11 protein-coding genes are annotated in these 13580 nt (G+C 63.8%); 5 read left to right on the top strand and 6 right to left on the bottom strand.

What is annotated here, in order from left to right; all coding sequences use genetic code 11:
• Window positions 1-26 precede the first annotated feature (26 nt).
• Entirely contained in the window at window positions 27-860 is an 834-nt protein-coding gene (locus tag ACO6VD_RS20285) for an alpha/beta fold hydrolase (RefSeq protein WP_422421613.1), read from the top strand.
• Between the two features lie 76 nt (window positions 861-936).
• On the opposite strand, the gene ACO6VD_RS20280 is transcribed toward ACO6VD_RS20285, so the two are convergent.
• From ACO6VD_RS20280 to ACO6VD_RS20260, 5 genes are all read right to left on the bottom strand, one after another.
• Window positions 937-2157, bottom strand: a complete 1221-nt coding sequence (locus ACO6VD_RS20280) for an NADH:flavin oxidoreductase (RefSeq protein WP_422421611.1) — start codon at window positions 2155-2157, stop codon at window positions 937-939.
• Window positions 2158-2172: 15 nt separating this feature from the next.
• Window positions 2173-3804 carry a DUF1302 domain-containing protein gene (locus ACO6VD_RS20275; protein ID WP_422421609.1) on the bottom strand — a complete coding sequence of 544 codons (1632 nt, stop codon included), beginning with the start codon at window positions 3802-3804 and terminating at the stop codon, window positions 2173-2175.
• A 190-nt stretch (window positions 3805-3994) separates the two neighbouring features.
• On the bottom strand, window positions 3995-5575 hold the full coding sequence (locus ACO6VD_RS20270; protein WP_422421607.1) for a FadD3 family acyl-CoA ligase: 1581 nt from the start codon (window positions 5573-5575) through the stop codon (window positions 3995-3997).
• Between the two features lie 5 nt (window positions 5576-5580).
• The gene (locus ACO6VD_RS20265) at window positions 5581-6603 is read right to left on the bottom strand and encodes a 2Fe-2S iron-sulfur cluster-binding protein (protein ID WP_422421606.1); all 1023 of its coding nucleotides are present in this window, start codon (window positions 6601-6603) and stop codon (window positions 5581-5583) included.
• Window positions 6604-6659: 56 nt separating this feature from the next.
• A complete protein-coding gene (locus ACO6VD_RS20260; RefSeq protein ID WP_422421605.1) occupies window positions 6660-7847 on the bottom strand; it encodes an acyl-CoA dehydrogenase family protein in 1188 nt (395 codons plus the stop codon).
• Between the two features lie 281 nt (window positions 7848-8128).
• Between ACO6VD_RS20260 and ACO6VD_RS20255 the strand changes: the two genes are divergently transcribed.
• From ACO6VD_RS20255 to dmpG, 4 genes are all read left to right on the top strand, one after another.
• A complete protein-coding gene (locus ACO6VD_RS20255) occupies window positions 8129-8902 on the top strand; it encodes a glucose 1-dehydrogenase (protein ID WP_422421603.1) in 774 nt (257 codons plus the stop codon).
• Between the two features lie 71 nt (window positions 8903-8973).
• Window positions 8974-9765 (top strand): fumarylacetoacetate hydrolase family protein, encoded by a 792-nt coding sequence (locus tag ACO6VD_RS20250; protein ID WP_422421602.1) that lies wholly within the window; start codon window positions 8974-8976, stop codon window positions 9763-9765.
• A gap of 37 nt (window positions 9766-9802) precedes the next feature.
• Complete coding sequence (locus ACO6VD_RS20245) at window positions 9803-10729, top strand: acetaldehyde dehydrogenase (acetylating) (RefSeq protein WP_422421600.1); 927 nt, start codon at window positions 9803-9805, stop codon at window positions 10727-10729.
• A 10-nt stretch (window positions 10730-10739) separates the two neighbouring features.
• The gene (gene dmpG / locus ACO6VD_RS20240) at window positions 10740-11762 is read left to right on the top strand and encodes a 4-hydroxy-2-oxovalerate aldolase (protein ID WP_422421598.1); all 1023 of its coding nucleotides are present in this window, start codon (window positions 10740-10742) and stop codon (window positions 11760-11762) included.
• A 55-nt stretch (window positions 11763-11817) separates the two neighbouring features.
• Here dmpG and ACO6VD_RS20235 read toward each other — a convergent pair whose 3' ends face one another.
• The gene (locus tag ACO6VD_RS20235) at window positions 11818-13500 is read right to left on the bottom strand and encodes a LuxR C-terminal-related transcriptional regulator (protein WP_422421597.1); all 1683 of its coding nucleotides are present in this window, start codon (window positions 13498-13500) and stop codon (window positions 11818-11820) included.
• Window positions 13501-13580 lie beyond the last annotated feature (80 nt).

The following is a 13580-nucleotide window of genomic DNA, read 5'->3' as shown; positions in this document are numbered from 1 at the left end:
CCCATCGCCGACTCTGGAGATTCGTCATGACCTCATCCACCGACCTGCCGTTACCCAACGGCCACTACCTGACCACCCCCGCCGGCCTGCGCCTGCATTACCTGGATGAAGGCAGCGGCCCGGTGGTGGTCTGGCTGCATGGCAGCGGGCCGGGTGCCAGCGGTTTCAGCAACTTCAAGGGCAACTACCCGCAGTTCGTCGAAGCCGGCTACCGCAACATCGTCCTCGATCTCCCCGGCTTCGGCCGCTCGGACAAGCCGGAAGACGTGCAGTACCACCTGGATTTTTTCATCGATAACGTCGCTGCCGTGCTCGACGCCCTGGACATCGACCGCTGCACCCTGCTCGGCAACTCCTTGGGCGGCGCCATTGCCCTGGGCCTGGCGCTGCGCCTGCCGTCACGGGTGGAGCGCCTGATTCTGCTGGCCCCCGGCGGTGTCGAAGAGCGCGAGGCCTACTTCCGAATGGAAGGCATCGTGCGCATGGTCACCCTGTTCAATGCCGGCCCCATTGGCCTTGAGGAAATGCGCAGCATGATGCGCCTGCAACTGTTCGATGACTCGATCCTGCCCGAGAGCCTGCTGCTGGAACGGGTCGCCGTGGCAGTCACGCAACCGAAGAACCTGTTCAGCACCATGCAGGTGCCAAACATGGAATCACGTCTGGGAGAGCTGCAATGCCCGGTCCTCGGGTTCTGGGGCAGCAACGACAACTTCAACCCGGTCAGTGGTGCCCAGCGCATCATCGACGGTGCAGGCAATGCGCGCTTTATCGTGCTCAACCGTTGCGGGCACTGGGTGCAGGTTGAGCATCGGGATCTGTTCAACCGTAGCTGCCTGGAGTTCCTGCAGCACGGTTGAGGTTGACCTGGAGGGCCTCATCGCCGGCAATGTCAGCTCCCACGAAGGTAGGAGCCGGCCTTGCCGGCGATAGTGCTTAAGACGCGGCCGCCGGTTGCCGGTTCAGCTCGGCATCGCCAGGCCGGCCGAGCACGCAGGAGGTACCGCCCGGGGTGTACATCATTGCCACGCAACGGTTGCAGGCGGTGCAGATCGAGTCCTTGCTGGCACCGGTGGCAAGTTTCTCGACGTAATCCGATTCGGCCAGCAGCACGCGCCCCATCGCCACCAGATCAAATCCTTCGGCCATGACCTGCTCGATACTCTCAAGACTCTTGGCGCCACCCAGGTAGGCCAGCGGCATCTTCACCGCAGCGCGGACCTTGCGCGCATGTTCGAGCAGGTACAGCTCGCGAAACTCCACCACCGGATCACGCAGGCGCTGGATTTTCATCGCCAGGGCAATCAGCGGGTTCTTCTGCTGCACGCGGTTTTCCTTGGGAAAGGAAGAACCGAACATGGTGGTGATCGACTCGACGTTCATCCCCGCGCTGAGCACCAACAGGTGCGCACCCTCCTGCTCCAGCATGCGCGCAATCTTTGCCCCGTCTTCAGCACTGTTGCCGGCACGCGCGCCCTCGGTGACGCTGTACTTGCAGATTACCGCCAGATCGCGACCTACCGCCTCTAGCACGGCGCGCAGCACCCGTCGGGGGAAGCGCAGGCGATTTTCCAGGCTGCCGCCGTAATGATCCCGGCGCTTGTTGTACATCGGCGAGATGAACTGGCTGAGCAGGTAGCCATGGCCCATGTGGATTTCCACCGCATCAAAACCGGCCTCACGGGCCAGCCGCGCGCCCTGGGCGAAATCCTCGACCACCTGGCGCATGTCGCTTTCGCTCATGGCCTGTTTGAAGAACATGCCGCTCATCATGCCGATCTTGTTGAAGCCGCCGCTGGCCGACAGCGGATAGCGCGTAGCGCGCTCACGAATGAAGGTGAAGCAGCCGCCATGGGTGATCTGCGCACTGACCAGCCCGCCCTCCTGATGCACGGCAGTGGTCAGCGCCTTGAAGTGCGGCAGGCTCTCGCGGCTCAGGATCAACTGGTTGGGCAAGGTGCGGCCATCCTTGCTGACCGCGCAGTAAGCCACGGTGGTCAAGGCCACGGCGCCGCGGGCAAGCCCGGCGTGGAGCTTGACCAATTGTTTTGAAGGCAGGCCCTGGGTGCTCATGCCTTCGTTGGTGGCCGCCTTGATAAAGCGGTTCTTCAGGGTCAGCGGGCCGATGTCGATCGGGCTGAAGGGAGACGTATGCATGGCAGGCCCTTTTTGTCAGAAGGTGTATTTAGCGTTGAACGACAGGTAATCGCGGTCAGCCAGCAAACGGCCCTGGGCGATGTCCGGTGAGCTGAGGTAGGCAACGTAGGTCAGGCCGACCTGGAAGTTGCCCAGGTACTTGAAGTCGCCACCGACGGTCAGGCGCTTTTCGTCCCGGCCCAGGCCCTGGTAGGCGCTGCCGTCGACGTTCTGGGTCCACACCAGGCGGGTGGTCAGGTCGAGGCCGTCGGCGATGCCCAGGTAATCCATGTAGGTGCCGATGCCGAGCAGGGTCTGGCCGCGGGTCTGGGTCTCGGACTCGAAATTGTTGAAGCTGCCGTCGACGCCCGGCCCGCCGCCGGTAATGTGCAGGGTGTCGACACCCTCGATGTGCTGATGCACCACCTCGGCCATCACCGTGGTTTGCTGGGCGAGGAAGCTCGGGCCAAGGATGTAGCTACCGTTCAGGTTACCCTGCCATAGCTGGCCACGGGCCGGGGCGCCGTTGTCCAGGTATACGGCAGCGCCGTCGCGATAGCTGAGGTCACCGGCAAACTGCACCGAGTCACCAACCTTGGAGCTGAAACTCACGCCCGTCAGCTCGACATCGTCGAAGTAACCCAAGCGATACACCGGACCGCTGCCAGCGCTGGCATAGCGGCCGACGCCACTGAGCGAGGAGTACTGGGTCTGGCCGCTGAAGTCGAAGAACAGCGCGCCGACCCGCTCGTGGTAACGGTAATGGAACAGGCCGACTTCGGTGTTTTCGGTCAGCCGGTAGCGCACGCCCAGCCCCCATTGGCCGCTGTCGCGCGGTTCGACATCGCCCGCATAGGTGACGGCGGTGAAGCTGGTGTCCGGCAGACTGTTGAGCACCCCGGCGCCGAGCCGGTAGAACTCGGCCCCCGGTCCGAAGGTATCACTACCGAAATAGTCGCCCACCGGGTTGAGCTGGGTCTTCTCCCACTCGTACTGGTAAAAGCCCACCAGCGCCAGGTCTTCGTTCAGCGACCAGGACGCCGACACCTGCCCGACCGGCAAGTAGGCGTCCTTGGCTTCGGTGCCGGGGACGTTGAACTTGGTCGCATCCACCGGCGCCTGGCCCTGGCTGATGTTGGCCCAGAACAGGCTTTCGCCCCAGGCCACCAGGTGGCGGCCGGCCTTGATCGACAGGTACTGGCTTTCAGCGACATCAAAGTTGCCGTAGACATAGGCATCGAGCAGGCGTGCCTTGCTGCCACTGAGGCGGCGGGTGTCTTCGCTGAAACCGTTGGCGCGGCCAATCTTGTTCACCGTCTCTGGCGAGTTGTTGTCGTTACGCTCGTGGTAAACATCGTCGTAGAAATGGCTGCCGCGCAGCACCGCGCCGAGGTTGTCGTGTTTGAGCAGCATCTCGCCGAACAGGCTGACGCGGTTGTTGATCAAGGCGCCGCGCTTGAAGTTGCGCGTGCCGTCGTCGTTGTTGAGGTCGTTGAGGTACTCGTGCGCGGGCTTGGCGGTACGCATCGAGGCGGTGTAGTTGACCGTCAGCGAGGTATCCAGGGTAGTGTTTTCGCCCAGTTCCAGGCGTGGGCCGGCACTGGCCTGGGCACAGGCTACGGTCAATGTCAGCAGCAGCCCGCCGTGAGTGGTGTTGAACCTAGACATGCAGCGATCCTTTTTCTTGTTGTTGTGGGTGACCTGCGCAGAGTGAAACGCTGTGGTAACGCGAGCATCATCCATTTGGCCTAGGCCAATTGGCCCTTATCGCCGGCTTCCCCAGCCCCCATGGGGGGAGGGGAGGGTATTTTGGGGGGGAGCTGGCGAAGCCGGCGATCGAGCGCATAGCGCTCGCCCATCAAACGCCGCTGCTCACCAACGCCCGTAACTCGTTCTTGGCCACCTTCGCCGAGGGGTTCAATGGCAGCGACGGCATGAACCGCACCCAACGCGGCACCTTGTAATTGGCCATGCGCTCACGGCTCCAGGCGATCAACTCCTGCGCCTGCAGCTGCTGTCCCTCCCGCAGCACCACACAGGCACAACCCACCTCACCCATGCGCTCGTCGGCCACACCGACCACCGCCACCTGGGCGATGGCCGGGTGGGCGATAAGCGTTGCTTCGATTTCCGCCGGGTAGCAGTTGAAACCACCGACAATGAACAGGTCCTTGAGCCGATCGGTGATGATCAGGTTGCCCGCCGCATCCAGGCGGCCGACATCACCGGTGTGCAGCCAGCCGTCCGGGTCGATGGCTTCGGCCGTGGCTTCGGGGTTCTGAAAGTACCCCTGCATCACGTGGAAGCCGCGCAAACAGATCTCTCCTGTTTCGCCGCTGGCGACGGCCCGGTTGTTCGGGTCGCGGATGCTCACTTCGGTGCCGGCCAACGGTCGGCCACTGGTGCCGGCGATGACTTCGGCCGAGTCCTGCGGGTCGCACAGGGTGGCCAGTCCCCCACACTCGGTCAGGCCATAGGCGGTGGTGACACAGCTGAAACCCAGTTCGTTGCGCATGCGTTCGATCAGGCTTGGGGGAATGCTCGCCGAACCGGTGACGGCAATGCGCAGGCTCGACAGGTCGGTTTCACCCAGGCGCGGATGAGCCAGTAGCGACAGGTACAGGGTTGGCGCTCCGGGCAGTACGCTGATGCGCTCGCGGGCAATACGCTGGAACACCGCTTCGGCATCGAACACCGCATGCGGCAGGATGGTCGCCCCGGCAATCAGGCACGTCAGCCAGCCGGCCTTGTAGCCGAAGGCATGGAAGAACGGGTTAACGATCAGGTAGCGATCCTCCGGCACCAGGCCGATTACCCGCACGTATTCACCGAAGGCCCGCAGGCACTGGCCGTGGCCACTCATCACGCCCTTGGGCTTGCCGGTGGTGCCGGAGGTGAACAACAGATCGCACACCGCTTCCGGCTGCACCGCCAGGGCCCGGCGCCGGGCCTTGAGGGTTTCGACCGTCGCCGCCCCGGCCACGAACTGCTCAAAGCTCAGATCACAGAGCTGGCGCGCTGAATCACTGTCAAACACCACCAGGTGCTCAAGGCTTGCAGGTCGATGGTCCTGGAGCATCAACGGGTAGTCGACCTCGAGAAAACGTTGCTGCACGAACAACACCCGGCAACCGCTGCGCGCCAGGATATCGGCCGCCTCGGCACCCTTCATGCGCGTGTTGATCGGCACCAGCACGGCACCGGCGCACTGAATGCCCAGGGCGGCGACAATCCACGCGCGGCCATTCGGCGCCCACACTGCCACCCGCTCGCCGGGCTGGATGCCCAGCGCCATCAGGCCACGGGTGACGGTCAGGGCCAGCTCGGGCAGCTCGGCGTAATCGGTACACTGGCCTGCATCCTCTATCGCCGTACGCCCGGCAAAGCGTTCGGCGCTGTCGAACAGCAGGCGGGGAATCGTCGTTACAGGTTCGTTCATGGCCATCACTCGGGAAAACGGATGCGCAGCTGCGCACTGGTGGGGACAGCCTGACAGGCGAGAATCCAGCCTTCGGCCAGTTCGTCGGCATCCAGGGCATCGTTGAGCAGCAGTTCGATGTCGCCACTTTCCAGGGTGCACATGCACGAGGCACAGCCCCCTACCCGGCAGGCGCTGGGTGGTTTGAGGCCGGCACGCTCCATGGCGGCCAGTAGGGTTTCGCCGCTGTCGCAGGCGACCTGGTGTTCCTCGCCATCCAGGCGTACCGCCAGTTGCGCGGCGACCGCTGCGTCGCTGGCGACTACCTGCGCCACTTCGCGTTCACCGGGCAGGGAGACAAAACGTTCGACGTGAACGCGGTCATTCGGTACCCCAAGGCTTTTTAGGGCGCTGACGGCGGTGTTCATGAACGGCCCGGGGCCGCAGATGAACGCATGGGCATCGATAAAGGGTTGTGCCAGGGCCGCCAATTGCGCTGCAGCGGGTATGCCCTGGACCGAATCCAGCCAGTGCACGACTTGCAAACGCTCGGGGTGGGCATTGGCCAGAAAGCGCAATTCATCGCGAAAGATCACCGAACTTTCGTCACGGTTGGCGTAGATCAGCAGAATCCGCCCCTGCCCGGCCAGCAACGCCGAACGCAGGATCGACAACACCGGGGTCACCCCGCTGCCGCCGCCGAACAACAGCAGATCGCCGTCCAGGCTGCGCGGCACAAACACGCCGGCTGGTGCCAGCACTTGCAGGGTCTGGCCTTCCTGCAACTCGCTGCACAGCCAGTTCGAGGCACGCCCGTCGCGCACGCGCTTGACCGTCACCCGCAGCGGCTCGTCGAGCAAGGGCGTGCTCGACAGCGAATAGCAGCGCGGTAGCCAGTCATCACCATAGGGAATACGCAGGGTCAAAAACTGCCCCGGCTGGTAGCAAAAGCGTTCGGCGAGGTGCTCGGGCACATCGAAGATCAGTGAACGGGCATCGGCCGTTTCCTCGACCACCCGCGCCACGCGCAAGGTAAGAAAGTCATTCATGGCTCAATTCTCAAAGTCCCCTGCCCGGCTGGCGGGCAGGTCGACAGGCGATGGCGTCAGACGTACGGGTCCGGGTTGGGCAGGCCCAGCTGCACCGCGCCGAGGGTGCGGCCATAGGCCTGGTAGTTGTTGGCGATGTGCCCGCGAGCCTGGTGCAGGTCGCGGAACAGGCGCGCTACCGGGTTGCTGGTGTACAGCCCCGAGGCCGCCATGCAGCGCAACAACTCGTTGACCTTCTCGGCGCACAGGTTGGTGACGTAGGCCGACTGGTAGCGGTACAGCAGACGGGTTTCCACATCGGGGTATTCGCCGGCGCGGGCCAGTTGCATCAGGTGCTCGTAGTTGCGCTCCAGCACCAGCTTGAGGCTGTCGACGGTGAGCGTGGCCTCCGCCACCGCGGTTTGTGCCGCCGGGTCATCTGCGGTGCGGGCGCCGTGCTTGCCGATGTGTTGCGCGGCATTGGCCCGAAACAGGTCGATGGCGCCTTGCAGCGCGCCGATGGCAGAGGTCGACACCGCCCGTGAGAACACCTGGGCAAAGGGAATGGCATAGATCGGGTTGGTGTTAGCCAGGCGGCCAGGCGTAGCCTCCAGGGTGCAGTTGTTGGTGCGCTGGACCCGGTGCGCTGGCACGAAGGCGTCTTCGACGACAATGTCGTGACTGCCGGTGCCGCGCAGGCCGAGCACTTCCCAGTTGCGCTGGATCTGGTAGTCGGCGCGCGGCAACAGAAAGGTGCCATGCTCGGCGGCCACGTCACCCTCGGCCGGCAGGATGCCGCCCAGCAGCACCCACTGGCAGTGTTCGCTGCCACTGGAAAAGCCCCAGCGGCCGCTGATGCGGTAACCGCCTTCGACCACGGTGACCTTGGCCGTGGGCATATAGGTCGACGACACCAGGGTATCGTGATCCTCGCCCCACACCTCGCGCTGCGCCTCGACCGGATAGCGTGCCAGCTGCCACGGGTGCACGCCCATCACGCCGTAGACCCAGGCCGTGGACATGCAGCCTTCGGCGAGGATCATCTGAATCTCGAAAAAGGTCCGCGGGTCTACTTCGTAGCCACCGAACGCCCGTGGCTGCAGGGCGCGCAACAGCCCCGCCGACTTCAGCTCGGCAATCGATTCATCCGCGACCTTGAGCTCGCGGTCACCTTGCGCCGAGCGCTCGCGCAGTGCCGGCAGCAAACGCCGTGCGCGCTCCAGCAGTTCGATTTCTTCCTCGGTCTTTTCTCGCATGCTGTGCATCCTTCTTGTTCTCCCAATCTCGTTGCGCCAATGCGCGAGCCGTGATTGATCATCGGATTGCCCAGCGGTGAGTTCATCGTCAAAGCGGACTAGGGCCTGTAGGAGCGGATTCACCGGGACGCCGGACCGCCGCGATGGACTGCGTAGCAGGCCCATCTTTTGGGGCCGCGATGCGGCCCATCGCGGATGAATCCGCTCCTACAGGCTTTAGTCCATTAAGACGATGCCGCCTCACAGGGCGCGGGAAATACTCGCCTCATCGACTAAAGGAGGGACAGTCAATGAGTATCCTGCAACGTTTCCAGCTCCCCGGCACTGTCGCCATTGTCACCGGCAGCGGTCGCGGCATCGGCCGTGCCATCGCCCTGGCCTATGCCGAAGCCGGCGCCGATGTGATCTGCAGCGCCCGCAGCGCGGAGGATATCGAGGCTGTGGCCGAGGAGGTCCGCCGTCTCGGCCGCCGCGCCCTGGCCATTGCCTGCGACGTCAACGACAGCGAGCAACGCCAGGCCCTGGTGCGCCGCAGCCAGGAGCAGTTCGGGCGCCTCACCCATCTGGTCAATAACGCCGGCGGTGGCGGCCCCAACGATGCCTTGAGCATGCTCCCCGAGCAGTTCGAAGAGATCCTGCGCTTCAACGTCTCCAGCGCCTACGCCCTGTGCCAGCTGTGCGTGCCGCTGATGTGCGAAGCCGGTGGCGGCAACATCATCAACGTCAGCTCGGTTGCGGCGCGCTATGCCCAGCGCCATTTCAGTGCCTATGGCACTGCCAAAGCGGCGCTCAGCCACCTGACTCGCCTGCTGGCCCAGGACTTTGCCCCGCTGGTACGGGTCAACGCCGTGGCCCCGGGCCCGACCCTGACCGAGGCCTTGAACAAGGTGATGCCCACCGCCATGCGCCAGGCCATGGAAGCCAACACCCCGCTCAAATGCCTGGGCAGCCCCGAGGACATCGCCGCCGCCGCCCTGTACCTGGCCAGCCCGGCGTCAGGCTGGGTCACCGGCAAGATCATCGACGTCGATGGCGGTGCCGACAGCAGCGTCTGGCCGGCCTGAAGCCACTCTTTTCGCCGGTGCCCTGGACCCTTGGGACCGGCTTTTTTATCCCTTCCACAGAGCGAACCGCCATGGATGCCACCCTGATCACCGCCTTGGGCGATGAACTGTTCAATGCCTTGCGTGGGCGCACTACCCTCGCCCCGCTGACTCAGCGTCACCCGGCCATCAGCCTCGACCAGGCGTACCGGATTTCCCTGCGTTTTCTGCAGCGCCGCGAAGCCTTGGGCGAACGGGTCATCGGCAAGAAAATCGGCGTGACCAGCCGCGCCGTGCAACAGATGCTGGATGTGCATCAGCCGGACTTCGGCTTCCTGACCGATGCCATGCAGGTGGAAGACGGCAGTGAAGTCAGCTTTGCCCGCTACCAACTGATTCAGCCGCGGGCCGAAGGCGAAATCGCCTTTATCCTCGGTGAAGACCTCAAAGGCCCCGGCATCCGCGCCGAAGACGTGCTGGCTGCCAGTCAGGCGGTGGCACCTTGTTTCGAGATCGTTGATTCGCGTATCGACAATTGGCAGATCCGCATTCAGGACACCGTGGCCGATAACGCCTCGTGCGGAGTGTTCGCCCTCGGCGAGCAGCGCATCGACCCACGTGACCTGGACCTGGCCTGGGTCGAGATGCACATGCTCAAGAACGGCCAGCCGGCCGGCAGCGGTCTGGGCTCGGCGGTCCAGGGCCACCCGTGCGCGGCGGTGGCCTGGCTGGCCAACACCCTGGGCGAGCTGGGCATTCCCTTTCGCCAGGGCGAAATCATCCTCTCCGGCGCCCTCGCGCCCCTGGTACCGCTGGTGCCGGGTGACCGCATCAACCTGTCGATGAGCGGCCTGGGCAACGCCAGCCTGCGCTTTGTCGCCTGAGTGCGGTCCCTCTTTTCCTCTCCTGGAGCGAAGAACCATGAGCAAGAAGATCAAATGTGCGCTGATCGGGCCGGGCAACATCGGCACCGATCTGCTCTACAAACTGATGCGCAGTGAAGTGCTGGAGCCGGTGTGGATGGTCGGCATCGAAGCCGGCTCCGAAGGTTTGCAGCGTGCCCGCGAGCTGGGCCTGAAAACCTCCGCCGAGGGCGTGGACGGGCTGTTGCCGCATGTGCTGGAGGATCAGGTGCAAATCGTCTTCGATGCCACCTCCGCCTACGTCCATGCCGAGAACTCACGCAAACTCAATGCCCTGGGCGTGCTGATGATCGACCTCACCCCCTGCGCCATCGGCCCGTATTGCGTGCCCCCGGTCAATCTCAAGGCCAACCTCGCCGCCGGCGTGATGAACGTCAACATGGTCACCTGCGGTGGCCAGGCGACCATTCCGCTGGTGGCGGCAGTGTCCAGCGTGCAGGCGGTGGACTACGCCGAAATCATCGCTACGGCCGCGTCGAAATCGGTGGGTCCGGGCACCCGCAAGAACATCGACGAATTCACCCGCACCACCGCGCGCGCCGTCGAACAGGTAGGCGGGGCGAAACAGGGCAAAGCGATCATCATCGTCAATCCCGCCGAGCCGCCGCTGATCATGCGTGACACCGTGCACTGCCTGACCGCCGACACCCCGGACGAGACCGCCATCCGCGCCGCCATCGACGCCATGATCCTTCAGGTGCAGCGCTACGTGCCCGGCTACAAGTTGGTCAATGGTCCGGTGTTCGACGGCAATCGGGTGTCGATCTTCATGGAAGTCGAAGGTCTCGGTGACTACCTGCCCAAGTACGCCGGCAACCTCGACATCATGACCGCCGCCGCCGCACGCACCGCAGAGATGTTCGCCGAGGAAATCCTCAAGGGCGAACTGCTGCTGCGCGCCACCTCCGAACCTGCCATTGCCTGAGGAAATGCCCATGGAACTTAGCGGCAAGCAAATCACCGTTCACGACATGTGCCTGCGCGACGGCATGCACCCCAAGCGTCACCGCATCAGCCTGCAGCAGATGAAGGACATCGCCTGCGGCCTCGACCAGGCCGGCGTACCCTTGATCGAAGTCACCCATGGCGATGGCCTGGGTGGCAGTTCGGTGAACTACGGGTTTCCGGCGCACAGCGATGAGGAATACCTGTCGGCGGTGATTCCGCTGATGAAAAACGCCAAGGTCTCGGCCCTGCTGTTGCCGGGGATCGGCACCGTCGATCACCTGAAAATGGCCTATGAGCTTGGGGTCAACACCATTCGTGTGGCCACCCACTGCACCGAGGCCGATGTCAGCGAACAGCACATCGCCCATGCCCGCAGCCTGGGTATGGACACCGTCGGTTTTCTGATGATGGCGCACATGAACAGCCCGCAAGGCCTGGTCAAGCAGGGCCTTTTGATGGAGAGCTACGGCGCCAACTGCATCTACCTGACTGATTCGGCCGGTTACCTGCTGCCCCACGACGTCAGCGCACGAGTGGCGGCCATGCGCGCGGCGCTCAAGCCGGAGACCGAAATCGGTTTTCATGGCCACCATAACCTGTCCATGGGCGTGGCCAACTCCATCGCCGCCATTGCCGCCGGTGCCCAGCGCATTGACGCCGCCTGCGCCGGGCTGGGTGCCGGTGCTGGCAACACGCCGATGGAAGTGCTGGTGGCGGTGTGTGAGCGCATGGGCATCGAAACCGGTGTCAGCGTGTTCGGCATTCAGGATGTGGCAGAAGATCTGGTGGTGCCGATTATGGACTTCCCGATTCGCAGCGATCGCGATGCCTTGACCATGGGCTACGCCGGGGTCTACGGCTCTTTCCTGCTGTTCGCCAAGCGTGCCGAGCAGAAATACGGCGTACCGGCGCGGGAGATCCTGGTGGAGATGGGCCGCCGTGGGATGGTCGGCGGCCAGGAAGACATGATTGAGGATACGGCGATGACCCTGGCACGGTTGCGCGCTTGACGCTTGACGCTTGAGGTCTCCAGCCTGAGCCCTGCAGTGATAAAGCCCGTCCGACTCAGCCGGGAACCGCTGCAGGGCACTCAAGCTCGATCAGAAACGCCGTCTCACCGTTCTCATGCACCTGGCGAAAGCTGCCATCCATCGACCGGGCCAGGTTCCGGCACAGCTGCAAAGCAATGCCTTGGCGGTGGGCAAAGGGCTGGCAGAGGGTAATGGCCAGGTTCAGGGTGGCTACGCCGTTCAGTTGCATGCACGTGGCAAGCTTGATGTTCAAGGGGGCCTTGGGCGCCTCCTCACTCAGGTACTGCAACAGGGTGTCGAACAATGCGCCCAGGCGCTCGCCGTCGATCCACAACTGCGGGGCAGCCACTTCGTGCGTGTCCAGCGTTGGTACGGCGACGCCTTTAGCTAATTGCGCCGTGAACGCGGCAACGCGCTCCCCTACCCATTGCACGATGCCCAGTTGCTGCGCAACCAGCGGCGGGCGCAACTGATCCAGGTTGAGCAGGCGCTCCAGCTGTTCCAAACGCTGGGCCAACCTGTGCACGGCGATCTGGCCGCTGACCGGTAAGCTCAGTTTGCCGAGGCTGGATTGGAGACGTTGCAGTGGTTCGAACAGATCGTTGTGGACCACCCGGGCAAAGCGAGTGACTTCACGGTACCTGGCCTCGGCTTGTTCGTGAGCATCGCGCAACTGGCCAAGCAGAATGTGCCGATCGGTAAGGTCTTCGAAGCTACCGACCAGGCCCTGGACACTGCCACTCGCATCCCGCCAGGGTTCGGCCCAGTACCGCAGGTAGTGCGACTCACCAAGGAATTCGATATTGCCCTGGGCGTTGAACGCTTCACCTTTTTCGATACAGTCGTCGTGAAGGGCCTGAACCCTGCGCCCTTGCTCGGGGGTAAACCAGAACGCATCCACCAGCCGGTCACCCAGTACCCGATCCAGCGAGGTATGGTGCAGTGCCAGAAAGGGCTGGTTGCACAGTAGCAAGCGGCCCTCTCGATCACGTACGAACATCGGGTTTGCAGAAGCATCAAGCATGGCCCGCAACAAGGCCTGCTGCTCCGGTTCAATGACCGTTTCGGCCTCTTGCGCGGGCTCGGGCATTGTCGTCATGCCCCGCAGGCCGATGCCATTGCGTTGAGCGATGGCCGCCAGCGCCAGGCGGGAATCGACCTGGAGCTTTTCCTGTAACCGGGTTTTGTAGGTACTGACGGTTTTGTAACTGATCGACAGCTGCTCGGCGATGGCCTGATTGGAACGTCCTTCGCTGATCAGCTCCAGCACCGTCAGCTCCCGTGCCGATAGCGCATCCAGCTCTTTGCCCCCCACCGGGACCGGCGCTTTGGCCGCTTCCCGGGGAAAGTAGCGCCGTCCGTGCGCCACAGCACTCAGTGCCCGTTCAAACTCGCCCAACTCATCCTGCTTGCTGACAAACCCATCGGCCCCGGCTTGTACACACAGGCGCGCGAAGTGACTGCTGCCTTGCCCGGTGTACACCAATAGCTGCAGCGCCGGGTCGCGCAGTTTCAGGCGCCGAATCAGGTCGAGGCCGCCGAATCTGGCAATCGCCAGTTCAAGCACGACCAACTGCGGCGAGTCACTGCGGGCATGCACCAGCGCGTCCTGGCCATTGTCCACCTGCGCCACCACCTGGTGCCCCAGGCGCTCGATCACCTGCGCCATGGCCAGACGCAGCAGCGGTAGCGGCTCGACGATCATTACGCGACTCATCAGACAACTCCCTCAAGGCCTTCATGGCCCGGAAAGACAAGCCTAGACCAGCGTGGCCTTCAGTGAAGCTCCTACACGCG

The sequence above is a fragment of the Pseudomonas sp. GZD-222 genome (assembly GCF_049310525.1).
Taxonomy (GTDB): Bacteria; Pseudomonadota; Gammaproteobacteria; order Pseudomonadales; family Pseudomonadaceae; genus Aquipseudomonas.
This window is presented reverse-complemented; position numbering and strand designations above follow the sequence as displayed.

What these genes read in the sequence shown, in the direction of transcription:
- ACO6VD_RS20285 (WP_422421613.1), top strand. Translation starts at nt 27, where the DNA reads ATGACCTCATCCACCGACCTGCCGTTACCCAACGGCCACTACCTGACC.
- ACO6VD_RS20280 (WP_422421611.1), bottom strand. Translation starts at nt 2,157, where the DNA reads ATGCATACGTCTCCCTTCAGCCCGATCGACATCGGCCCGCTGACCCTG.
- ACO6VD_RS20275 (WP_422421609.1), bottom strand. Translation starts at nt 3,804, where the DNA reads ATGTCTAGGTTCAACACCACTCACGGCGGGCTGCTGCTGACATTGACC.
- ACO6VD_RS20270 (WP_422421607.1), bottom strand. Translation starts at nt 5,575, where the DNA reads ATGAACGAACCTGTAACGACGATTCCCCGCCTGCTGTTCGACAGCGCC.
- ACO6VD_RS20265 (WP_422421606.1), bottom strand. Translation starts at nt 6,603, where the DNA reads ATGAATGACTTTCTTACCTTGCGCGTGGCGCGGGTGGTCGAGGAAACG.
- ACO6VD_RS20260 (WP_422421605.1), bottom strand. Translation starts at nt 7,847, where the DNA reads ATGCACAGCATGCGAGAAAAGACCGAGGAAGAAATCGAACTGCTGGAG.
- ACO6VD_RS20255 (WP_422421603.1), top strand. Translation starts at nt 8,129, where the DNA reads ATGAGTATCCTGCAACGTTTCCAGCTCCCCGGCACTGTCGCCATTGTC.
- ACO6VD_RS20250 (WP_422421602.1), top strand. Translation starts at nt 8,974, where the DNA reads ATGGATGCCACCCTGATCACCGCCTTGGGCGATGAACTGTTCAATGCC.
- ACO6VD_RS20245 (WP_422421600.1), top strand. Translation starts at nt 9,803, where the DNA reads ATGAGCAAGAAGATCAAATGTGCGCTGATCGGGCCGGGCAACATCGGC.
- dmpG (WP_422421598.1), top strand. Translation starts at nt 10,740, where the DNA reads ATGGAACTTAGCGGCAAGCAAATCACCGTTCACGACATGTGCCTGCGC.
- ACO6VD_RS20235 (WP_422421597.1), bottom strand. Translation starts at nt 13,500, where the DNA reads ATGAGTCGCGTAATGATCGTCGAGCCGCTACCGCTGCTGCGTCTGGCC.